Annotated in this window: 20 protein-coding genes and 1 riboswitch; all 20 genes read left to right on the top strand. The window is 33.8% G+C overall.

What is annotated here, in order from left to right; all coding sequences use genetic code 11:
* Positions 1-265: 265 nt before the first annotated feature.
* The 20 genes from HPT25_RS05540 (at position 266) to HPT25_RS05445 (ending at position 23,178) form a co-directional block, all read left to right on the top strand.
* A complete protein-coding gene (locus HPT25_RS05540; protein ID WP_173061094.1) occupies positions 266-1,015 on the top strand; it encodes a YveK family protein in 750 nt (249 codons plus the stop codon).
* Positions 1,005-1,712 (top strand): CpsD/CapB family tyrosine-protein kinase, encoded by a 708-nt coding sequence (locus tag HPT25_RS05535; protein WP_246277150.1) that lies wholly within the window; start codon positions 1,005-1,007, stop codon positions 1,710-1,712. The genes HPT25_RS05540 and HPT25_RS05535 overlap by 11 nt, the downstream gene beginning before the upstream one ends.
* A gap of 686 nt (positions 1,713-2,398) precedes the next feature.
* Complete coding sequence (gene galU, locus HPT25_RS05530; RefSeq protein WP_173061087.1) at positions 2,399-3,292, top strand: UTP--glucose-1-phosphate uridylyltransferase GalU; 894 nt, start codon at positions 2,399-2,401, stop codon at positions 3,290-3,292.
* Between the two features lie 54 nt (positions 3,293-3,346).
* A complete protein-coding gene (locus tag HPT25_RS05525; RefSeq protein WP_173070912.1) occupies positions 3,347-3,985 on the top strand; it encodes a sugar transferase in 639 nt (212 codons plus the stop codon).
* Positions 3,986-4,005: 20 nt separating this feature from the next.
* Positions 4,006-4,947: a GDP-L-fucose synthase gene (gene fcl / locus HPT25_RS05520; RefSeq protein ID WP_173070910.1), complete on the top strand. Its 942-nt coding sequence runs from the start codon at positions 4,006-4,008 to the stop codon at positions 4,945-4,947.
* 19 nt (positions 4,948-4,966) lie between these two features.
* Entirely contained in the window at positions 4,967-6,055 is a 1,089-nt protein-coding gene (gene gmd / locus HPT25_RS05515) for a GDP-mannose 4,6-dehydratase (protein ID WP_173061084.1), read from the top strand.
* A gap of 166 nt (positions 6,056-6,221) precedes the next feature.
* Complete coding sequence (locus tag HPT25_RS05510; RefSeq protein ID WP_246277149.1) at positions 6,222-7,490, top strand: glycosyltransferase family 4 protein; 1,269 nt, start codon at positions 6,222-6,224, stop codon at positions 7,488-7,490.
* A 239-nt stretch (positions 7,491-7,729) separates the two neighbouring features.
* Entirely contained in the window at positions 7,730-8,815 is a 1,086-nt protein-coding gene (locus HPT25_RS05505; RefSeq protein ID WP_173061081.1) for a glycosyltransferase family 4 protein, read from the top strand.
* A 90-nt stretch (positions 8,816-8,905) separates the two neighbouring features.
* Positions 8,906-9,940: a glycosyltransferase family 2 protein gene (locus HPT25_RS05500; protein ID WP_173061078.1), complete on the top strand. Its 1,035-nt coding sequence runs from the start codon at positions 8,906-8,908 to the stop codon at positions 9,938-9,940.
* 63 nt (positions 9,941-10,003) lie between these two features.
* Complete coding sequence (locus HPT25_RS05495; protein ID WP_173061074.1) at positions 10,004-11,245, top strand: glycosyltransferase; 1,242 nt, start codon at positions 10,004-10,006, stop codon at positions 11,243-11,245.
* A gap of 5 nt (positions 11,246-11,250) precedes the next feature.
* Positions 11,251-12,780: a hypothetical protein gene (locus HPT25_RS05490; protein WP_173061070.1), complete on the top strand. Its 1,530-nt coding sequence runs from the start codon at positions 11,251-11,253 to the stop codon at positions 12,778-12,780.
* Positions 12,781-12,841: 61 nt separating this feature from the next.
* Complete coding sequence (locus HPT25_RS05485) at positions 12,842-13,951, top strand: glycosyltransferase family 4 protein (RefSeq protein ID WP_173061067.1); 1,110 nt, start codon at positions 12,842-12,844, stop codon at positions 13,949-13,951.
* Positions 13,952-14,101: 150 nt separating this feature from the next.
* The gene (locus HPT25_RS05480; protein WP_173061064.1) at positions 14,102-14,773 is read left to right on the top strand and encodes an LbetaH domain-containing protein; all 672 of its coding nucleotides are present in this window, start codon (positions 14,102-14,104) and stop codon (positions 14,771-14,773) included.
* Between the two features lie 18 nt (positions 14,774-14,791).
* Positions 14,792-16,372 carry a lipopolysaccharide biosynthesis protein gene (locus HPT25_RS05475; RefSeq protein ID WP_173061061.1) on the top strand — a complete coding sequence of 527 codons (1,581 nt, stop codon included), beginning with the start codon at positions 14,792-14,794 and terminating at the stop codon, positions 16,370-16,372.
* A 181-nt stretch (positions 16,373-16,553) separates the two neighbouring features.
* Positions 16,554-17,735: a glycosyltransferase family 4 protein gene (locus tag HPT25_RS05470; RefSeq protein WP_173061058.1), complete on the top strand. Its 1,182-nt coding sequence runs from the start codon at positions 16,554-16,556 to the stop codon at positions 17,733-17,735.
* A 78-nt stretch (positions 17,736-17,813) separates the two neighbouring features.
* A complete protein-coding gene (locus tag HPT25_RS28990) occupies positions 17,814-18,371 on the top strand; it encodes an acyltransferase (protein ID WP_173061055.1) in 558 nt (185 codons plus the stop codon).
* A gap of 95 nt (positions 18,372-18,466) precedes the next feature.
* Entirely contained in the window at positions 18,467-19,855 is a 1,389-nt protein-coding gene (locus HPT25_RS05460) for a sugar phosphate nucleotidyltransferase (RefSeq protein ID WP_173061051.1), read from the top strand.
* A 180-nt stretch (positions 19,856-20,035) separates the two neighbouring features.
* Positions 20,036-21,361: a UDP-glucose dehydrogenase family protein gene (locus tag HPT25_RS05455; protein ID WP_173061048.1), complete on the top strand. Its 1,326-nt coding sequence runs from the start codon at positions 20,036-20,038 to the stop codon at positions 21,359-21,361.
* 458 nt (positions 21,362-21,819) lie between these two features.
* A riboswitch (cyclic di-GMP riboswitch) is annotated at positions 21,820-21,905 on the top strand.
* A gap of 43 nt (positions 21,906-21,948) precedes the next feature.
* Positions 21,949-22,074 (top strand): DUF3789 domain-containing protein, encoded by a 126-nt coding sequence (locus HPT25_RS05450; RefSeq protein ID WP_173061045.1) that lies wholly within the window; start codon positions 21,949-21,951, stop codon positions 22,072-22,074.
* Between the two features lie 120 nt (positions 22,075-22,194).
* On the top strand, positions 22,195-23,178 hold the full coding sequence (locus HPT25_RS05445; RefSeq protein ID WP_173061043.1) for an LCP family protein: 984 nt from the start codon (positions 22,195-22,197) through the stop codon (positions 23,176-23,178).
* The last annotated feature ends 38 nt before the right edge of the window (positions 23,179-23,216 follow it).

Genomic DNA, 23,216 nt, shown 5'->3' with positions numbered 1-23,216 from the left:
GTAGAATTAATTAAGCGTAAATTATATTAATATAATACTCGAAAGAGTAGAAAATTGTTTAAAACTGCATTTACAGGTTCAATATATAGAACAAAAGTGTACAATTTTGCGAATTGTGTCGAATCGAAGTTCTATACAAAGAACGGCAAACCGTGTAAAATCATTGCTGTGAGAACGGATGAGAATTATCATTTTGTATCGAATTTACAGTTTTTTTATCAAATAACTAGAGTTCTATATTTTGGAAAAGTCGAAGGAGGGCAACATGGAAGAAACTATTAGTCTTAAGGAATTATTGCAAACACTACGAAAACGAATGAAGTTAATTTTAGGCATCACCTTTATTGCTGTTTTAATTAGCGGGATCTTCAGCTACTTTGTTATGACACCAATCTATCAGGCATCCACTCAATTGCTAGTCAACCAGTCAAAAGGAGAAGATACTCCGTACCAAAACAATGAGGTACAAACGAATCTTCAATTAATCAATACCTATAATGTTATTATCAAAAGTCCAGCTATTTTGGATAAAGTCATTCAAGATTTGAATTTAAATATGACTGAGGGTCAGCTTGTTCAAGCAATCACAGTTCAAAACGAGACGAATTCACAGGTTGTCAATTTATCTGTAACTGATACTGATGCAGCAAGAGCCACGCAAATTGCTAATAGCATAGCAGATGTCTTTAGAACAGAAATCGTCAAAATCATGAAGGTGGACAATGTTAGTATTTTGTCCAAAGCGGTAGCACCGGAACATCCAAGCCCGATTAAGCCGAAAAAACTTCAGAATATTGCAATAGCATTAGTTGTTGGAGTAATGGCGGGGATTGGATTAACTTTCCTTCTCGAATTTCTAGACAATACAGTCAAAGATGAACAGGAAATTGAGAAATTAACGGGGGTTCCAGTCGTAGGTGTCATAGCGATGATGGATCCAACAAAGTTATCAGCTGGTAATCAAAGTAGTACGGATCGAAATGTCGTTTTTAGAGGTGAAACCATTGGCTCTTAAAAAAAGGAAAAAAAATGAAATAAATAATAGAAGAAACTTGATTGCTTTATCAAATCCTAAATCACCAATATCGGAGCAATATCGAACACTCCGAACAAATATTCAATATTCCTCGATTGACGAGCAAATCCAATCTTTCTTGGTGACATCTCCAGGTCCTGAAGAAGGAAAGTCAACAACAGCAGCGAACGCGGCAGTTGTCTTTGCTCAGCAAGGGAAGAAAGTACTTCTTGTCGATGCGGATATGAGAAAACCGACGATCCACTATACATTCAATAAAACGAATGTATATGGTCTAACAACGGTGTTAACAAGACAAAAGGCTTTAGAAGAGGCTATTCATGAAACAGATCAGAAAAATTTATATGTGTTAACAAGTGGACCTATTCCGCCAAATCCTGCAGAATTGCTTGGTTCCAATATGATGGATCAATTTTGCAAGGAAGCACTAGATGAAACATTTGACTTAATTATCTTTGATACACCGCCATTATTAGCTGTTGCAGATGCGCAAATATTGGCGAATAAATGCCAAGGAACCATTCTGGTAGTTTCTAGCGGAAAAACAGAAACAGAACAAATGATAAAAGCAAAGGGTGTACTGGACTCCACCCATAGCAAGTTGATCGGGATTGTCTTGAATAATAAGGAAGTTAAAGGATCGGAAATTAACTATTACTACGGAGCCCAAAATTAAGGGATCACTAATTGAAAAAGGGGGAGCGACGGCAATTGATTGAAATCCATTGTCATTGTTAAGAATGAATAATCGTTCAAAACAATGTATGAAAGTATGCAATGGCAAGGGAAACGGAAAAAGCAGGCATCCGTACAATCATCGCCACTCCTCATTTGGACAATCATTAAGTAACCGTAAACTGATTATTTTTGAATAAGATTTATGCCTTCTCCTTGCAACTGGTAAAGCAATTTAACTCATTTCATTGTTTTGAACTTGCGAAATGTGAAAGAACGCACATTACTAAATTAATTCCCCTGAGTATGGAAGGGATTATTTATATATGCTCCGGTGGTTATTAGGAAGAAAATGATTTTTTTTATTTTAGTAAATCACTAGAAACGGCTCAACAATTCTATACTTTAGCAGGTTTAGGCCTGAACGGTAAGGACTGCCTAGCCGTTATCGATGGTGGTACTCGGTCATGCTGTGGGTTGAAGGGCCTTAGACGCATGTCGTCAAGAGCATGATGTGAGGGCGGGTTAGATGCCCGATTATTATATTAAAGATTAAGGTGATAAATGGCTAATGAAAGGATAGGACCAGACACTTGTATTTTCATTAGGTATTTATTATATGGATTTTTTAGTGATTTCAAAAATCATACTATTCAAAATTAAATTACTTATAAGGGGGAAATAATTATGAAGAAAGTAAGAAAGGCGATCATCCCTGCTGCAGGGTTAGGAACCAGATTTTTACCAGCAACCAAAGCTATGCCGAAAGAAATGCTGCCGATTGTCGATAAACCTACGATACAGTACATAGTGGAAGAAGCCGTTGCCTCTGGTATTGAGGATATTATCATCGTTACAGGTAAAGGGAAACGCGCAATCGAAGATCACTTTGATAATGCACTTGAATTAGAGCAGAACTTAGTTGAGAAGGAAAAATATGAGCTATTAAAGAGGGTTCAATACTCTACTAATCTAGCCGATATTCACTACATTCGTCAAAAAGAACCAAAAGGACTTGGTCATGCCGTGTGGTGTGCCCGGAATTTTATTGGGAATGAACCATTTGCGGTCCTATTGGGTGATGATATCGTGCAGAGTGATACCCCTTGCTTAAGACAACTAATCAATCACTATGAAGAAACTTTTTCATCCGTTATTGGTGTTCAGCAGGTAGCCGATTCAGAAACACATCGCTATGGAATTATTGACCCTGCTTACCAGGAGGGAAGAAGATACCAAGTAAACAATTTTGTTGAGAAGCCAAAACAGGGTACAGCACCATCGAATTTAGCCATTATGGGACGCTATGTCCTTACTCCGGAAATCTTTATGTTTCTTGATCGCCAGGAGAAAGGGACCGGAGGAGAAATCCAATTAACGGATGCGATTCAAAGATTAAATGAAATTCAACGAGTGTTTGCCTATGATTTTGAAGGAACTCGTTATGATGTAGGAGAAAAGTTTGGTTTTGTCAAAACAACGATTGAATTTGCGTTAAAGCATGAAGACCTTCGAGATGAAATGTTAGATTACTTAAAAAATCTAGTTTCTACATTAGATAAAGAAGAAGTATTGTTGTAATGAAAAGGCAGGGGTCCAGATTTGAGCAATCTAGCAAATGAAGATGCTACATATATGAAGAAGCAGAATGTTCATGTAAATGACAGCCTTCCATATCTCATGACTAAACGAACAATTGATATTATAGGTGCTTTAATTGGCATCATCCTATTAAGTTTTCTATTCTGGATTGTCGCAATTTTAATCAAAATGGAGGATCCAAAAGGAAAGATTTTCTTTTCACAAAAACGTGTTGGATTGAACGGAAAGGAATTCAACATGTATAAATTCCGTTCGATGGTCTCGAATGCAGAAGAGATACTGGCTGAACTTTTACAATACAATGAGGTAAGTGGGGCCATGTTCAAAATGAAAGATGACCCCAGGATCACAAAAATAGGTAAATTCATTCGAAAAACAAGTATTGACGAACTGCCTCAGCTGTTCAATGTTTTAAAAGGTGATATGACGCTGGTCGGTCCACGTCCGCCACTTCCGAGGGAGGTTGTGGAGTATTCTGACTATGATAAACAGCGGTTAAGGGTTACTCCAGGATGTACAGGCCTTTGGCAAGTAACAGGAAGAAATAGTGTAGGATTTGAAGAAATGGTGGAACTGGACCTTAAATATATGCAAAACCGTTCCTTTCTCTATGATATGAAAATTATTTTCAAAACGGTTGTGGTTCTATTTGGGTCAGATGATGCTTTCTAGAAAAGAGGTATATACAAATGATGGAGAAAGAATCAAAAATATATGTTGCTGGACATAGGGGCCTTGTTGGCTCTGCCATTATAAGAAAACTTGGAGAAAAGGGGTACTCCAACCTAGTATATCGAACAAGTAATGATTTAGATCTGAGAGATAAGTTGGCGGTAGATAGCTTTTTTGCCGAAGAGAAGCCCGAATTCGTTTTTCTTGCTGCGGCAAAGGTTGGCGGGATTGTAGCAAACAATGAATATCCTGCGGATTTTATCCGAGATAATCTCTTGATTCAAACCAATATCATTGATGCAGCTTACCGGAATGGTGTGAAGAAGCTGTTGTTCCTAGGGAGTACGTGTATATATCCCAAGCTTGCTTTGCAGCCTTTAAAGGAAGAGTACCTGTTAACTGGAGAACTTGAACCGACAAATGATGCTTACGCGATTGCCAAAATTGCCGGAATTAAAATGTGCCAATCGTATAACCGTCAGTATGGTACGAAGTATATTTCGGTGATGCCAACCAATCTCTATGGTCCAAATGATAACTTTGATTTACATACTTCCCACGTTTTACCGGCATTAATCCGCAAGTTCCATGAAGCGAAGGAAAGTAATGCTCCGTTTGTAGAAGTTTGGGGAACAGGAACGCCTAAACGCGAATTCCTTTATTCAGATGATCTTGCAGAAGCCTGCGTCTATCTCATGGATCACTATTCCGGTAGTGAAATCGTGAATATTGGTGTTGGAGAAGATCTTCCTATAAAAGAGTTGGCAGAAAAGATCAAAGATGTGGTGGAGTACACAGGCGAAATTCAATTTGACACATCTAAGCCAGATGGTACACCAAGAAAATTGGTTGATGTAACGAAACTGCATTCTTTAGGGTGGAAAGCGACAACTTCTCTGGAGGAAGGTCTAAAGAAAGCTTATCAATGGTTTTTAAATAACGAACTTGTAAAAGTAAATTAATATAAATTCGGAGGACAATATGAAAAAAGCATTAATTACCGGTGTTACAGGACAAGATGGTTCTTACTTAGCAGAGTTTTTATTAGAAAAAGGATATGAAGTACACGGAATCATCCGACGCAGTTCTTCTTACAATCAGGAGCGTTTAGAGGATATTCTGACAGAAGAAGAAGCAAGTGTCCTTGTAAATAATAAAAATTTCCATCTTCATTATGGTGATGTGACTGATGCGTTAAATGTTACCCGTCTTATTGGAGAAATTCAACCTGATGAAATTTACAATTTAGCTGCCCAATCGCATGTTCGTGTTTCCTTTGATATGCCTGGCTACACATTGGATGTCGATGCTAAAGGTACGTTGAATATTCTGGAGGCCGTTCGGATTTTAGGGTTAACAGATAAAACACGTGTTTACCAAGCTTCCACTTCTGAACTTTTCGGTAAAGTACAAGAAGTACCGCAAAAAGAAACAACACCTTTTTACCCGCGTTCTCCGTATGGTGTAGCCAAAATTTATGGTTTTTGGATTACAAAGAACTATCGAGAATCCTACAACATGTTTGCTGTTAACGGTATTTTGTTTAACCATGAGTCCGAACGCCGCGGTGAAACTTTTGTAACCCGTAAAATTACCCTTGCTGCAGCACGCATTGCACAAGGGAAACAAAAGAAATTACTGCTGGGCAACCTAGATTCCTTACGTGATTGGGGTTATGCAAAAGATTATGTTGAATGTATGTGGCTCATCCTACAACATGAAAAACCAGAAGATTTTGTTATTGCAACAGGGGAAATGCATTCTGTTCGCGAATTTGCCGACCTCGCCTTCAAACATGTAGGGATTGAAATTGAATGGATAGGACATGGTATTGAGGAAAAAGGGATTAATAAAGCTACAGGCGAGATTGTAGTTGAAGTTGATCCTAAATTCTTCCGTCCTGCAGAAGTCGAGCAATTATTAGGAGATCCGACTAAAGCACGAACTTTACTTGGATGGAACCCTACTAGGACATCGTTTGAAGATTTAGTTCGTATTATGGTTGCAGCAGATATGATGAAAGTAGGCAACGAGGATATAGTTAAGAAAACGTTTGATTATGTAATATAAGAGAATGGAGATGGATTTGTTTTTCAAATCTGTCTTTTTTTGTTTGTGATTAAGGAATTGTGACCTAATGTGAGTCTAGAAAAAAGAAATAATATAGGGACTAGTGCATTAAGGCCTAGCACCGTTATAGAATGTTAGCTTAACCGATAGGGAAGAGAGAGACTGCATGGTTGATATGATGAAAAAAAATGAAAAGAAAAAGCTTTTAATATATGCACATTATTATACTCCAGATGTTGCTTCAACTGGTCAAATATTGAAAGAGTTAGCTGAGGGGATGCTTCACGAGTTTGATATAACCATCATTTGTGTTGTGCCCTCCTATACAGGAAAAGTAGCAGATGAATATAAAACAAAAATGTTTTATAAGGAAGAAATCAACGGTGTAAAGATTGTCCGTATTCGTGTACCGGAATTCTCCAAGAGTAACAAAATCAGCAGAATTAAAAATATCCTCGCATATTTCCTTGGAGCCATGATTGCCACTTTTAAGGTCGGAGAAATGGACTACGTTTATTCTATTTCCCAACCACCAATTCTTGGAGGTTTAATAGGCGTTTGGGGTAAATGGATGAAAAACGCGAAATATATCTATAATATTCAGGACTTTAATCCAGAGCAGACAATGGCGGTAGGATATAGCAAGAGTACGCTTATTTTAAAATCAATGTTGTGGTTTGATAAATTTAGCTGTAAACGTTCTGACAAGGTAATTGTAGTTGGGCGTGATATGGTAGAAACACTTGAAAATAGATTCAAAGGTAAAAAGGTACCGAAAAACATATTCATTAATAACTGGATTGATGAGAAGGAAATCTACCCTTTACAGTTAGATGAAGAAAAAGTTTTCGCCTTTAAAAAGAAATACGGATTGGAAAATAAATTCATCATAATGTATTCAGGGAACCTTGGTCTATATTATGATCTTGAAAACTTAATGAAAGTTATTAAGAAGTTTAAAGATCGAGATGATGTAGCTTTCGCATTTGTTGGTGAAGGTTCAATTCGAAATCAATTGGTTCTTTATAAGGATAATCACAATCTTAAAAATGTAATTTTTATCCCTTATCAAGACAAAGCAGAGCTGATCTATAGCTTAAATGCTGGTGATGTCCACTGGTGCATAAACGCTAAGGGGATTAAGGGAGTAAGTGTCCCAAGTAAATTGTACGGGATTATGGCAGCAGGGAAACCGGTGCTAGGAATGCTTGAAGAGGGTTCTGAAGCAAGGCTTATTATCGAGGGGACAAACTGCGGCCTAGTCTGCGAACCGGGAGACTATGAAAGTATTGAAAGTTATATCAATTGGTTTATCGAAAACGCAAGATCTCATGAGCAGATTGACATGGGAACGCGTGGTCGAGATTATCTAGTTAAGAACCTTACTAAAGATGTGTCAGTAATGAAGTATACTGAAGAAATTAAAAGCTGTTAGTACTAATGCAATAAAAAAAGGCATTTTTAATGTCTTATAGAGCATGGACTTTTAATTAAAGTCTTAAGAATACTTTATTTAACAAATAGGAATTCGGTAGGAAAGTGGTTATTGGATGTAATTATAGAATTCACCCAAGTTACTAAAATAGTAAAAAGTGATTAAGACACTTAATAAAATATTATAGATTGATGAAACTCCATATGCACATAGTGCTGGAGGATTTTGAGGTAGTTTAGATGTCAAAGAAGAAAATATGCTTTATAGCTCAGTTTCCTCCTCCGATTCATGGGTTGTCAAAGGCGGTAGACACTCTATATAATTCAAATCTTGTTGAAGAGTTTGAGTTTGAAAAAGTAGATATTACAAACAACAAACATTTCTTTAAGAATATTATTTCAATTTTAAAAAGTAATGCTGATTTGTTTTATTTTACAATTAGTCAGACTAAAGGTGGAAATCTTAGAGATTTAATTATTTTAAAAATTTTATCGCTACAACATAAGAGATGTCTTATTCATCTTCATGGGGGCTATTATCGGAAACTAGTGGATAATGATTTACCAGGCTGGCAGAGGACTATGAATTATAAGTCTATTAAAAAACTTCAAGGGGCAATTGTTCTCGGGCCTACTTTGAGGTCAATTTTTAAAGGAATGATTAACGAAAATAAAATATCCGTTGTTCCAAATTGTATTGATAATGAATTTTTGATATCTGATAAAGAATTTCAAGAGAAGATGGATGCAGTTGAAAACAAGGAAGTTTTAAACGTTTTGTATTTAAGTAACTTCATAAGGAGCAAAGGTTATTCTGAAGTTCTTGAGATGGCCAAGTTGGAAAAAGCGCGTGTGGATTTGGGAGGTAAGCAGCGGTTTCACTTTGATTTTGCTGGTAAGTTTTTTGAGGAAAGCGAACAAGGATTTTTTCAAACTTATATTAGAGAAAATAAGCTTCAGGACTTTATAACTTATCATGGTATTGTTGGTGGCCAGCAAAAAAAGGAATTACTGAAACAGAGTGATATTTTTATTTTATTGACAAGCTATAAAAATGAGGGTCAGCCAATTAGTATATTGGAGGCTATGGGTAATGGCATGGTAATTGTTACAACGGATCATGCGGGTATTCCGGATATTGTGGAGGATGAAATAAACGGCATAGTAGTTAAGACGGAAAATATAAAAAATACAAATGATATTTATAAGAGTCTTGAAAGACTAAATTTAAAAGAAATTGCAGTTTGTAATCGAAAAATTACGAAAGAATTATATAGTGAGGAAAATTATTTAAACTTAATGCAGCTTGAATTCAGGCAGAATTAAATGTGTATCTAGAACATTATTTCCAACTCAACATTGATAATTGGGAAAACTCCTGATTTACTATGTTATTCATGTTTAGGAGAAGATAAAATGAACCCGTTAGTTAGCGTTATTTTACCAACATATAATGTTGAACAATATTTGGATAAATGCTTACAGTCTATTAGCAGCCAGTCTTATAAAAATATCGAAATTATTATTGTAATCGATGGGGCTACAGATAATTCATACGATATATCTAAAAAATGGGAAATACATGATCCTCGTGTTAAAGTCATATATCAAGAAAATGCAGGATCGGGGCCAGCAAGAAATAATGGGCTAAGAAATGCAAACGGAGAATTTATCCTTTTCGTTGACCCGGATGATTGGATTGAATCCGAAATGATTGAAAAGTTTGTGGGATATTTATCCAACTATAATGTAGATATGATTATATCCGGATGTATAGAAGAAACATATTATAGTGATTTTGTCGATCGTAAGCCAGTGGCGTTCAATGAAAAATGGATAAAAAGTGCTGGGGATGTCCGTAATTTCTATATAGATTTATCATTAATGCAAGCTATCCTTGCACCAACCAGAATATTATATAGTAAGCAAATAATTGACAAATATAATATTGAATTTCCAGATCTGAGGCGATCACAAGATATTGTATTTAACTACCGTTATTACGATAAAATTGAAAGCCTATTTATATCGAATGATACCTTTTACCACTACCGAATGGATTCAGGGGTATATATAACAAAATTAAAGAATGATTATTACCTAGTATTACTAAAAATATTCTCTGAATGTTGCGGACTGTTCGAAAAATGGAATGTGAAAATGGATGAGGATAAATTACAACAATTTTATAATCAGTATTTTGTCTTGCTTTGTTATAGCATTGAGTCATGCATACTGAGAAATGAATCAATTGCTGAAATTTTGGAAAATGAAGAAGTTCATCGTCTAACTAAATTATCAAAGCCTGTTGATTTTTATCATAAATTAATGAAGAAAAATATTTCTTTGAAAAATGAGGATAATATAAGCAGGCTTATTTTCTTGAAAAATTTTGTTAGATCGAATTTTAGAGGAGTTTTTAATAAATTAAAAAGGGTTAATAAGTATTAAATATATATACATGTATATGATATAAGCTATCGAACGTGGATTCTAAAGAAAGTGGAGAACGGGATGGGCAAATTAAATTTATTTTACCTAGATATGACATATCCAATTGAGTATCAAGGAGAAACATTTTTAGCAACTGAAATGCAATATATGGAGACGAAAAAGGTTGATAAATTTGTTTTTCCAATCTGGGCTAACCGAAAGAAAGAACCTCAGGTAAAACTTAATGTTCAAATAGTAGATACTGTTCCACAGTATTCAAAGTTTAATAGAATTCAATATTGCATCAAAGCATTGTTTAATAAAGAATTTCATACAGAATTTCAAGTCTTACGAAGGTCAAAACGATTGACGTTGAAAAATTTGATTAAAGCCTTATGCTTTGTTGCTCAAGGAGAGTTTTTGGCAAAAGGTTTCGTTCGGTATATAAGGGGAAATATTCCTCGTGGAAGTGAGTTGGTCTTATATTCATATTGGCTTCATTTGGACGCATATGTTGCTGTAAAAACTCATCAAGAATTGAAGGATACGTATAAAATTCGTTCATTATCAAGATGCCACCGCTTTGATATTTATGAATATGTTCAAAATGGCTATATCCCTTGCCGTGATATGTTATTAGCTGGTTTAAATAAAGTTATTCCTATCTCTAGTGATGCAAAGAATTACTTATTGAACCATTATTCAATTGATCCAGAAAAAATAAAGGTTTCTCGGCTCGGAACGATTAATCAAGGTATCCGATTATCTCCTAAACAGAAAACATTAAAAATCCTATCTTGCTCCTGGATGAGAAAAGTGAAACGAAATAGTCTTATATTTGAGGCTATTAAAGATTTAGATTTTGATGTGGAATGGACGCATATTGGAGTGGGCGAAGAGTACGAACAAATTAAGGCAGCAATTGAAAATTTACAGAAGCCAAATGTGAGATGCAAATTACTTGGGAAAATACCAAATGATGCTGTAATTGAATATTATCGAAATAATGATTTCAACATTTTTGTGAATGTGAGTGCTAGTGAAGGTGTTCCGGTTTCAATTATGGAGGCAATGTCTTTTGGAAAAGTGATTATTGCTACTGATGTAGGTGGAAGTAAGGAAGTAGTTGAAGAGAATACAAATGGTTTTCTACTAAATCTTGATTTTAAAATTGACGAATTGAAAGCATTATTTCAAAAAATCTATGATATGGATGAAGAACGTTATTTAAATATGTGTAGAGAATCACGACGTATTTGGGAAGATAAATGTGATGCTGAATTAAACTATAAATATTTTAATAAGTTTTTGATAGCGGAGTAATTAATGTGAATTTTATTGACTCTTTATATTCTATTTGTGAGAAAGGTATCAGGGAAAATATGTATTTAAGTGCAAAAATGAAAATAAATGCTCCATCAAAAATAGTTTCTGTTTTTCGTAGCATGACATTAAAGACAATACTAATAATAGTTTCATTTGTTGAAACTATTTTTTTGGCTTCAAGTAATACACCGCGTGAAGGATTAGAGCAAATCTGGATATTACCATTGTTGTTTGGTAGTTGTGTGATTATTTTCCAAAAAATAATTAATTATCACAAAGGTGGTATTGGTCTTAAAATTTATTATATTATTGCAATAATTCGATACCTAATTCAACCATATTTAATTCAGATAACCAATGGTGATATATCACCAACAAGAATGTCCAATCTAGCCCCTTCATCGTATCGTATAGCACTTTTTATTCAGTGTTTTGAACTAGTAATTGCTTGTTTAACAATTCGTTTTTCTTATCCTAAAATAATTTTGAGAGAAACTAAGAAAAATAAAATTTTAAATTTGCATTCTGAAAAATTACGAATGGGTGGAATTATTGTCCTAGGATTTTTCATTATAGATCTTGCTTTAAGATTTAATATTTGGTTTCCGGCATTGAAGATACTTTTATTAAAGAAGAATGTGTCATATACAGCGGTATTGTCAGAGGCTACTTTCTTTAACTGCATTAAAGCATTTCTCTTTGCCGTAACTGTATTAAAAGCTACAAAATATAAACCTAATACACGAGGATTTTATTTGTTTTTTATTTTATCCATATTTCTTGGGATATTTAATTTTATATCTTACTTCGGATCAAACCGCTCATTTATTTTGGAAACTGCTATCACAACAATCTCATTATTGTACTATCAATTTCCTAAATATCGGAATCATATCATGGTAATTACTATACCAATTGCTATAAGTTTAATATTTATAATGTTTGTTACTAAACAATTTGGCGTGGACAGTGCAAGTGAATTTTCGGCAGATACATTATCAGCGAAATACATTTCAAATCAAATTGAAGAATATACTAATGGTTTATGGTGTATTGGACAAACATATCAAGCTTCAATAGGAATGACAATTCAACACTCTATTCAAGCATTCTGTAAAGAAATAACAGATTCATTAACTATTATTTCTGGAATAAGAGGTTTTCATTGGATTCCTCAATTAACTTTAGGTACTCTTTCATCAGCAGAGATTATGAAATATTCATTTGAAACCTTTGATAGAGGACAAATGCTGTCTTTTTCTGGGGACTTTTTAATCACTTTCAATTTTTTAGGTTGGATAGTATTCCCTATTGCAAACTATCTTGTAATCAGGTTATTGGTTATATTTGAAGTAAAATCAAAATTAACGGAGCATGTCTTTTATAAATATTTATATATTTGGATGGCGTGTCTGTTTGCGTTGACACATTGCTATTCCATTCAAACACTCTTATATTGCTGCGTGAATTTCGCTTTATTTTATTGGATTATTTTAAAAGCAAATAGACGACGAATTAGGGTTAAGTGGTAATAAAAAAGAAAGAATTATGAAATAGTAATTGGTAATTTTCAGAAAAATGGAGGCTCTAATTTTGAAAATAAATGTGAATTTGCAATCTGCAAATAATAAAGGGTCAGGGATTAGTGTCTTTGAAAACGAAATTATTATGAGGTTAGCAAAATATCCTGATTTAGAGTTACATGGAGGAGTTAATTTTTTTCGGGCATTTTCAAAAAAAGATTATGATAGATTCCCATTTAAAGTAACGTATTCATATCTTCCTTATAAAATAGCTTATAACAATTGGAAAATTCCTATATTTTATGAGACTATGATGCATAATAATCCTGATGTAAATTTATTTTGTAGTTATAATTTACCCCGTGTAAATTATCGGAAACCAATAATTTCATGTATACATGATCTGATTCCATTAAAAACTGCAATGGAATCACCACATATTGCATCTCAATATAAAAAAAAGATTGATTTTACAGTAGCTAACACAGATAAGATTATAACTGTTTCAGAATATACAAAACAAGATTTAGTAGATTACTATCATATACCAGAAGATAAAATCCACGTTATTTATAATGGTGTGAATTTTAATAAATTTAATAATTCTATAAATCCAGAAGAACTAGAAGCTATTAGGGAAAAATATCAATTACCGAAACAATTTATTCTTTATTTCGGTGGCATGAGAAAACATAAAAATATAGAAAATTTAGTTCGTGCTTTCGCAATGCTTAATAATGGAGTTCGTGATGAAATTAAACTGGTTATAACTAATGGAAATGATGAAATAAAACGTTTGGTTAATGAATTAAATATATCTCAAGATGTTGTTTTTACTGGTTTTATAGATGATAAAGATAAAGTTGCTATTTATCAATTAGCCAAAGTTTTTACATATGTTTCTTTATATGAGGGATTTGGTATTCCTATTATAGAGTCACAAGCAGCTGGAGTTCCTGTTATCACATCTGCCACTTCTTCTATGCCTGAAGCAGCTGGAGAAGCTGCAATTCTAGTGAATCCGTATAATCCAGAAGAAATTGCAGCAGCGATGTTAAGACTAATTGAAGATAGTGAATTGTATACTTCTTTAGTAAAAAAAGGTCTTGATAATGCTAGGAAATTCAGTTGGGATTCCTCTGCCCAAAAACTATATGATTTACTGGTTTCTTATAAATAATTTTTTAATAAGCATTAGATATAAAATATGTAGTTATCTAAATAAAAATCTCTGCGTTACATTTTTTATTGAAAGTTTAACCGAGTTTTTGTAAAAAAATAGGAATGAAATAAATTAAGGATGTTATGTCACAAAAATGGAGGGTAAGAATTGGGCCTGTTAAATGTTTTAGTATCTTTACCTAAAACTATATATTTCAATTTTAAAGTATTTCCTTTTCAAGTGGCAAAAAAATTACCGGTATTTATAGGATATAGAACTGTTTTAATGAATGTGCATCGTGGTTCTGTAGAGTTAACTTGTAATCCTCAATTTGGGTTAATAAAGTTCGGGCATGGTAAAGGGTCTTTCGGTGTTGAAGTCAATAAACATAGTTATCTAAAATTAGATAATGGTTGTAAAGTGGTTTTTCATGGTAAAGCCAATTTGTCTGAGGGAATATCTGTACGTTGTGATAACGGAGGCATTATTGAATTTGGTGCTAATTTTGCTGCAAATCAAAATTGTTTTATAGCAAGTAATACATTGGTTAAATTTGGGGATGATGTTTTACTTGGATGGAATATTAATGTTCGTGATTCAGATGGACATCATATCTATTTGCAAGATAAAACAGAGCCATTTAATTTGAATAAATCAATTTCAATTGGAAATAGTGTGTGGATTGCTAGTTATGCAAATATATTAAAAGGAAGTAAAATTTCAGATAATTCTATTGTTGGGTACGGGTCATTGGTAACAAAAGAGTTTAATGAGTCTCAACAAATTCTAGCAGGAGTTCCTGCTAAGGTTGTAAAACAAAATATTACGTGGAGAAAGTAAATTACATGAGGAAATATTATGGGGAAAAGTCGTATTGAAAACTCAGTAAGAAATTCGACTGTTGCTTTGTTATCGCAAGGCCTAACGGTTGTTCTAAGTTTTGTTACACGTACTATATTTATAAAATATTTAGGGGCAAGCTATCTTGGTATAAACGGTCTGTTTACTAACATATTGACTGTTCTGTCTTTCGCAGAATTAGGCTTCGGAACAGCCATAGTATTTGCGCTTTATAAGCCTATTGCGGAAAACCATTATAGACAGATTTCGGCTTTAATGAATTTTTATGCTAAGATATATCGGTGCGTAGGACTTTTTATTTTGCTTTCAGGGGTATGCTTGTTACCAAATTTAGATTTCTTTATTAATGGCACATCTAAGTTACCCGAAGAATTACCTCCTGTATGGCTAATTTATATTTTGTATTTATCAAATTCATCAGTAAGTTATTTCTTTAACTATAAAAGATCTTTAGTAATCGCCAGCCAAAATGGGTATATTGATACGTTAAATCAGCTTATATTTAATTTTATTCGTAATGTTGCTCAAATTTTAATTTTAATAATATTTAAGGGTTTTTTACTTTACTTAATAGTTCAGATATTTTCAACTCTTTTATCAAATATTTTTATATCTATTAAGGCGAACAAGTTATTCCCATATTTAAAAGACCATAAGCATGAAAAATTGGATAAATCAAGTTTAAAATCTATTGTGAAAAATGTTTTAGCAATGGCTTTCCATAAACTAGGGTCAGTAATTGTGAGTGGAACTGATAATATATTGATTTCCAAGTTTATTGGTATTGTTGCAACTGGTTATTACTCAAATTATACATTATTAACAATGACGGTACAGACAGTATATATTCAAATTTTGTCTCCTATCACTGCTAGTGTTGGAAATTTTATTACTACTAAATCTGAACATGAATCATATAAGTTTTTTAAAAAGTTACTCTTTATTAATGCTTATATCGCAATATTTTGCACTACTTGCTTAACAACACTTGTAAATTCCTTTATCACACTTTTATGGGGAAAAGAATATGTTTTTTCGATTTATATTGTTTTATGTATCATGGCATATTTCTTTCTAAATTGTATGAGACAGGCCTCAAATATTTTTATTGATGCAAGTGGGCTATTTTGGCAAATTAAATGGAAATCATTAATTGAAGCAATTGTTAATTTAAGTGTTTCATTGTATTTTGTTATATCTTTAAAGATGGGAATAGCGGGTATAATACTGGGGAATATTGTAAGTTGTTTAACTACTAATTTTTGGTGGGAGCCTTATGTTGTTTTTAAATATAAGCTAAAAGTAGAATTATATAAATACTTTTTGAATTACACACACTATACATTAGTTTTAATACTAAATATTGTTATCTTGTTTGGAATTGAAACACACTTTCAAAATGGTATCCTGGGGTTCTTGTTAAGATTTATTGTTTCTGCATGTATTCCTAATTTAATAATTTGGATTTGTTATCATCGCACTGAAGAATATAAGTATTTCCATAACATAGCTAGTAAACTATTTGGGAAGTTAATGAAAAAGAATGTTTTGAAATTGGGGCAGAAAAAAGTAATTTAACCCAAAACAGTCACAATGGTATAAATTATTCAGTTAATGGAAGCTTTAATTAAAATTTATTTATGAATCTGTCATTTGTGACAGATTCTTTTTTATGAAAGTGATGGTCAACATCTTCCGTCTCTTTTTAAAGAGCGTTGCTTTTGTGAAAAAACTTAACAAAAGTAGGAGATAATAAACTATGAGTAACCTGAAAATAGGATATTTATGGAACCGTTATCCGTATCAAAGAAACGTTATCAATATTGTTAAAGGCGCAAAATATATTAAAGTAATAGATTTTTTTAAAACCATAAGTCTTGGAATGTCTGTTATGAAAAGGTTTAAAATACCGATTTCAAAAGATAAATTAATAAACTTTGAGAACAAGTTTAATGATTTAAATATAAACAAAGTTGATGTTCTGCATTTTTTTAACACGATAAGTTATGGGGAAACACCTTGGGTCTCAACTTTTGAAACATTTTTGCCTAGATTTTCCTCTTTGATTGATCATCAAAAAAAAGAAATTCCAAAGTCAGACAGGAATATAGAAAAAGCCCTTTCCGCAATTGCAGGGGATTCTTGCAAAAAAATAATAGCTTTATCAGAGTGCACCAAAAATTTCCAAAAAGAATTGTTAAATGTATATCCAAAATATAAAAAACAAATTGAAAATAAAATTACTGTTATACATCCACCACAAAAGCTTTTTGTTAATAATTTTAAAGAAAAAAGCCTTAATTTAGAAGATGAAGTAAGCTTTATCTTTGTAGGAAAGGACTTCTTTAGAAAAGGTGGTTTAGAAATTCTCGAAGTATTTGTTAATTTAAAATCTGAATGCAACTTGCCATTAAAATTAACAATTGTAAGCAGTTTTGGAATTAATGATTATGCTACTATGTACGGAAAAGATGAAGTAGAATTTGTCCAAAAAATGATCAGAAGAAATTCAGATTGGATTAAATACTATCCGTATCTCCCTAATAATAAAGTTTTGGAGTTAATGAGAAAACATCATATAGGATTACTGCCAACGTGGGCAGATACGTATGGATATTCGGTACTTGAAATGCAAGCAAATGGATGTCCGGTCATTACAACTGACGTAAGGTCATTGCCAGAAATAAATGATAATGATAAGGGATGGATTATAAAGGTACCAAAAAATCATTTAGGTGAGGCGTTATACTCTAATTCAGATCAAAGGAAAATTTTAAGTAATACAATTTCTAAGCAATTAGAGGAGATTATTAAAAATATTATTAAGGATAAAGTTACAATTGAACAAAAATCACAAAACTCTATCAAAAGCATAAAAGAAAATCATTCACCAGAAAAATACGCTCAAAAGCTGGCATCATTATATAAGGATTGTGTATAAAGTTTACAAATATATAAGATAGAAAATTGCTATAAGATGTAGATGTTACAAGTTCATGAGAAACGGAAGAGATTAGTTATGAATTCAAACTATTATAAAGTTATCTTAAAGTTACTGAAAATTAAATATGGAAAAGATCTATTGTTAAAAGGCTGTCCTGTCATATTTAACAAAAACGGAGCTATTCTTGAATTGGGAGATAATGTGATTGTTAAGTCTTCTTTTCTATCTAATCTTGTTGGGCTGTATTCCAGAACTATCATTGTAACAAGAACTCCGGAAGCTACGATAAAGATTGGTGATAATGTGGGAATTAGTGGTGCTACAATTTATGCCAGAAAATCTATTCTCATTGGTGAAAACACTCACATTGGAGGAAATGCTAAAATTTTTGATAATGATTTTCATCCAATAGAAATTGAAGCCAGAAATGCAGATATTAAAGAAAAGATTGGTACTAGACCCGTTATAATCGGAAAAAATTGTTTTATTGGATGTAATTCTTTAATTCTTAAAGGTACTGAATTAGGAGATGGCTGCGTAGTAGGAGCAGGAGCAGTTGTTAGCGGAAAATTTCCTCCTAATAGTGTCATAGCAGGCAACCCAGCTAAAATAATTAAAACTTTAAAACAATAAATATAAATGAATGTTATCTTCAAATGTTTTGATGAAGGTAATTATAAATTTCAATAAAACAGCCAAAAGGCTGTTTTTTATTTTAGGAGGATATTATGAAACTTGTATTACTATCAGGCGGCTCAGGCAAACGTTTATGGCCATTATCAAATGACACTAGATCTAAACAATTTTTAAAAGTATTAGAGAGTAATGATATAGAAAAGCAATCCATGGTTCAGCGGGTATGGGGACAATTGAAAAATGTCGGCCTTGCTGAATCCTCAGTTATTGCAACTTCTAAAATGCAAAGAGATATGATTCATCGGCAAATTGGAATGGATGTCCCTCTTATTATTGAACCAGAACGGCGAGATACCTTCCCAGCAATAGCCTTAGCTGCTTCTTATCTATATTCAATTAAAAATGTATCGTTAGACGAAGTGATTGTGGTACTGCCAGTAGATCCGTATGTCGAGGATGGATTTTTTGCAAAGGTTAAGGAACTAGAGAATACCTTAAACGAGTCAAATGCAGAATTGGCTTTAGTTGGTGTAAAACCTACATACCCTTCTTCAAAATACGGTTATATTGTTCCAAAAGGAAATGTTGATGGGAATCAATATTTTTCTGTGAATAATTTTACAGAAAAACCGAGTGAAGAAAAAGCTCAAGCCCTCATAAAGATGAATGCTTTATGGAACTGTGGAGTTTTTGCCTTTAAACTAAAATACTTGCTTGATATTTTGTTAGAAAAAAACCTGCCTATTCAGTATGGAGAGTTGCTTCACCAGTATAAGGATCTTCCGAAAATTAGTTTTGACTATGAGGTAGTAGAGAGAGCAAAACATATTGTGGCTCTTCCGTATGATGGTTATTGGAAAGATCTTGGGACGTGGAATACCTTAACGGAAGAAATGGCCACGTCTCAAATTGGTAAAGGTGTTATTTGTAATGATACGGAAAATACACATTTAATCAATGAGTTGGATATTCCTGTAACAGTCGTAGGTGTAAAGGATATTGTAGTTGCCGCAAGTCCGGATGGAATTTTGGTAGCAGATAAGGCTTCTAGTCCAAAAATTAAAGAACTGATTGGAGCATTTGATCAGCCTCCGATGTATGAAGAAAGGATTTGGGGCTGGTCCCGAGTTCTTGATTACGCTAAATTTGATGATGGGAATGAAATGGTAACAAAGCGGATTTGTATCCATGAAGGTAAAAATTCAAGCTATCATTACCATAACTACCGTGATGAGGTTTGGACCATTGTTCGCGGAGAAGGGGAATTAGGATTGGATGACTATATCACACGTGTGAAAGCAGGCGATATCATCCATATTCCAGCGGGAAAGAAACATGGTATTAAGGCCATTTCTGAATTGGAGTTTGTCGAAGTTCAAACGGGAATGGGAATAAGTGATAAAGATTTTACACGTCTGTATTTTGACTGGGAAGAAGTCATTCAACATTTTAATAAATCAAAGGCAAAAGTGATTATATAATTCGCAGGGGGAAATGTTTGTTTCGCTCTATTTTTTATTTTTAGAGAAGTAAGCATAAGAAATTCTAGAATATTGCTATAGTCTCTCTGCTTGGAGCATAGCATTTATTATAATAAATATATCTAAAGATTTTTAAAATTGTTCGGAGAGAAGATAACTTTTAAAAGGTGGAATTTTAAATTGAAAATAGCTGTTGCAGGAACTGGATATGTAGGTTTAGTCACGGGTGTGTGTCTTGCAGAAAAAGGACATACCGTTTCTTGTGTAGATATTGATGAACGGAAGGTTTCATTAATGAATTCAGGCGTTTCGCCAATTTATGAACCTGGCCTACAAGAATTAATGGGGAAAAATATGGAGAAGTTACATTTTACCACCAATTATCAAGAAGCATATCGGGATGCTGATGTCATTTTTATTGGCGTTGGGACACCTGAAAAACAAGATGGATCTGCCAATCTAGCCTATGTATATTCTGCTGCAGAGCAGATTGCACAATGTATTGAAAAAGACTGTGTGGTAGTGATTAAATCGACAGTTCCAGTTGGCACAAATGATAAAATAGAGGATTTTATAAAATCACATCTAGCGCACCCTGTGAATGTTTATGTGGCTTCAAATCCTGAGTTTTTATCACAAGGGACTGCAGTCCGAGATACACTTTATACATCCAGAATTGTGATTGGAGTAGAAGAACCGATCGCAGGTGATACTTTACAAGAAGTCTATAAGGATTTTAAGGCACCTGTGATTGTAACAAATCGTAAAAGTGCAGAAATGATCAAATATGCTTCTAATGACTTTTTGGCGTTGAAGATTTCTTTTATAAATGAGATTGCGAACCTTTGTGAGATCATTGGGGCTAATGTAGATGATGTGGCACTTGGTATGGGATATGACAGCCGTATTGGCAATCGATTTTTAAATTCAGGAATCGGCTATGGTGGGTCTTGCTTTCCGAAAGATACGAAAGCACTGCACTGGTTGGCCAATTTCCATGACTATGAATTGAAAACAATTAAAGCAGCTATTGATGTAAATGAAAATCAAAAGCTGAAACTCATTAAGAAATCACGTAAATATTTTGATAGCTTAAAAGGGGTGAATGTAGCTGTTTTGGGCTTAACATTCAAACCGGGAACAGATGATTTACGTGAAGCACCATCACTTGTCAATATTCCTTTAATGATCGAAGACGGAGCCAATGTGAAAGCATGGGATCCTGTTGGAATTAACAATTTTAAGAAGATACAGCCGGAAAACATTACGTACTGTGAGAGTATTGAAGATACTCTTGAGGAAGCGGATATTTGCTTCATTTTTACAGAATGGGATGAGGTAAAAGATTTTGACCTATCCAAATATAGCAAATTAATGAGAAAGCCAATTGTTCTTGATGGCAGAAATTGCTACGACCTTTCCAGTGCTAGAAAAGCCAATATCATTTATGATTCGATTGGTAGAGAAACGATTAATAGCTTGGAAACGACACTTGTTAATCGTTAATCCTTTTATAGCCCTTGCTTACAACCGTAGGCGGGGGCTTCTTTTTGTACGGAATTATTGGTAACGATTAGTTAGAAATAAGCCACTTTATAGCCAAGATTACTAGAATCCACAAAGGGATGGATAATAGCAGACCAAAGAAACACCCTTTTGCAAATGAAGGTTTTTTATTTAACACATCAACACACCCATTTTTAAAATTTTATTAAGAAGTCGTAAATTTATCTAATTGTTCATTATAGTATTATATCTAATGTATACAGTTAATATAACCATCCACAGGTTATTTTTCAATCATTACTAGACTTTTTTCTCCATTATATTATCCTATTTAAAATAAAAAGTTCAGTATATTGTACGGTTTATTATTTTTCTAGATTAGTTATATATGTAAGAGTAAGGGGAATACTGTTTTTTTACAGTTGTCAATGTTATAATTGTGACAAAAATACATATTTCGTTCGAAAGGGCAAACCTTCTGAAAAGTGGGGGCGCAAAACTATAGGGGCTACGGTTTCTCAAGCTATGCCAGCCGGCTACCGAATATGATTGCTTTCCTGCGAATTATAGTTAATAGGAGTGTCTCTATGTTAACTTTCATCCTGGGGTTATTTGTAGGATCTATATCGACACTGTTCACGATGTGTCTTATGAATACAGCCAATAGAGCTGATCAAGAAATGGGAGAACTATATAAAAAGGAAGTTTCCTGATTGCATTTTTCATAACTGTATATTCATCAAACCAGAAAAGTCCGAAGAGATAAGAGATTGCTTTTATACCTTCCGACTTTTTTTATTAAAAATTAAAGGGAGAAACCCAGTGGAGGGCGTATGAAGAAAAAAAGCAAATGGAGATTGATTGGTTACAGTATAGCAGGGATTCTCATTGCCGGAGCAGCTGTCATTGGTTATGAATTCTATCAGCTTCAACCAGCAAATCATTTCAAGGATATCCCTGTTGCCTCATCGGGTACATCCGACACGACAAACACTACAAAATCAACGGACAAGACAGAGAATACAGACCAGCAAACGAAAGGGAATGGCCCTGTGTTTAATATCTTACTATTAGGCTCTGATGAAAGGCCTGGGGAGACGATCGGGCACTCTGACACCATGATGCTGGCCCATGTCGATTTGGGAAAAAACCAAATTAATGCCATCAGCATTCCGCGCGATACTCGTGTTCATTTGAATGGTTATGGCTATACGAAGCTTACGAGTGTCCAGTATATTTTACAAGCGGATAAAGGGGTTAATCAGGGAATTATTGGTTCGGTCGATGCGATCAGTGAATTGACGGGCGTGCCGATTAATTACTATATGGAAACCAATTTTCAAGGTCTTGAGGCGATGGTCGACTCAATGGGCGGGATCGATATTTACGTTCCAACGAATGAAAAAATTAATGGGCAGCCAGTAGCGGCTGGCACCCATTTTGTTGACGGTAAGACCGTCTTAGCCCTTGCCCGTGAGCGCCATTCTATTGCTAGCGGGGATTATGGCCGGCAGCAGGTTCAATTAGAAGCAATAAAAGGGATTGCCAAAAAGGCATTAAATCCGAGTAATATTTCGAATCTGCCGTCGCTGATCAGTTCGATGTCAAAATATATGATCGGCAGCAATATGTCGACATCGGATATGGTCAGCCTTGGTATGGCCATGAAGAATATTGACCTAAATAAACAAATTCATTACAAGCAAATAGAAGGTACACAAAAGGTGTTGTATGATGATATCCTTAAAGCAAATAATGACCAAATTGTGATTGACCCGCAGGTTATGAAGAGTACAATAACGGAATACTTTCATTAAGAACAAAAGGGGAGCAGGCGAACTGCTTCCCTTTTGTT

Origin of the sequence: Neobacillus endophyticus (assembly GCF_013248975.1) — a bacterium.
Lineage (GTDB): Bacteria > Bacillota > Bacilli > Bacillales > Cytobacillaceae > Neobacillus > Neobacillus endophyticus.
The sequence above is the reverse complement of the archived record's forward strand: the minus strand, read 5'-3'. Positions and strand labels throughout refer to the sequence as shown.

Excerpts from the sequence above, each read along its gene's own strand:
- HPT25_RS05540 (WP_173061094.1), top strand. The coding sequence starts at position 266 with ATGGAAGAAACTATTAGTCTTAAGGAATTATTGCAAACACTACGAAAA.
- galU (WP_173061087.1), top strand. The coding sequence starts at position 2,399 with ATGAAGAAAGTAAGAAAGGCGATCATCCCTGCTGCAGGGTTAGGAACC.
- HPT25_RS05525 (WP_173070912.1), top strand. The coding sequence starts at position 3,347 with ATGAAGAAGCAGAATGTTCATGTAAATGACAGCCTTCCATATCTCATG.
- fcl (WP_173070910.1), top strand. The coding sequence starts at position 4,006 with ATGGAGAAAGAATCAAAAATATATGTTGCTGGACATAGGGGCCTTGTT.
- gmd (WP_173061084.1), top strand. The coding sequence starts at position 4,967 with ATGAAAAAAGCATTAATTACCGGTGTTACAGGACAAGATGGTTCTTAC.
- HPT25_RS05510 (WP_246277149.1), top strand. The coding sequence starts at position 6,222 with ATGGTTGATATGATGAAAAAAAATGAAAAGAAAAAGCTTTTAATATAT.
- HPT25_RS05505 (WP_173061081.1), top strand. The coding sequence starts at position 7,730 with ATGTCAAAGAAGAAAATATGCTTTATAGCTCAGTTTCCTCCTCCGATT.
- HPT25_RS05500 (WP_173061078.1), top strand. The coding sequence starts at position 8,906 with ATGAACCCGTTAGTTAGCGTTATTTTACCAACATATAATGTTGAACAA.
- HPT25_RS05495 (WP_173061074.1), top strand. The coding sequence starts at position 10,004 with ATGGGCAAATTAAATTTATTTTACCTAGATATGACATATCCAATTGAG.
- HPT25_RS05475 (WP_173061061.1), top strand. The coding sequence starts at position 14,792 with ATGGGGAAAAGTCGTATTGAAAACTCAGTAAGAAATTCGACTGTTGCT.
- HPT25_RS05470 (WP_173061058.1), top strand. The coding sequence starts at position 16,554 with ATGAGTAACCTGAAAATAGGATATTTATGGAACCGTTATCCGTATCAA.
- HPT25_RS28990 (WP_173061055.1), top strand. The coding sequence starts at position 17,814 with ATGAATTCAAACTATTATAAAGTTATCTTAAAGTTACTGAAAATTAAA.
- HPT25_RS05460 (WP_173061051.1), top strand. The coding sequence starts at position 18,467 with ATGAAACTTGTATTACTATCAGGCGGCTCAGGCAAACGTTTATGGCCA.
- HPT25_RS05450 (WP_173061045.1), top strand. The coding sequence starts at position 21,949 with ATGTTAACTTTCATCCTGGGGTTATTTGTAGGATCTATATCGACACTG.
- HPT25_RS05445 (WP_173061043.1), top strand. The coding sequence starts at position 22,195 with ATGAAGAAAAAAAGCAAATGGAGATTGATTGGTTACAGTATAGCAGGG.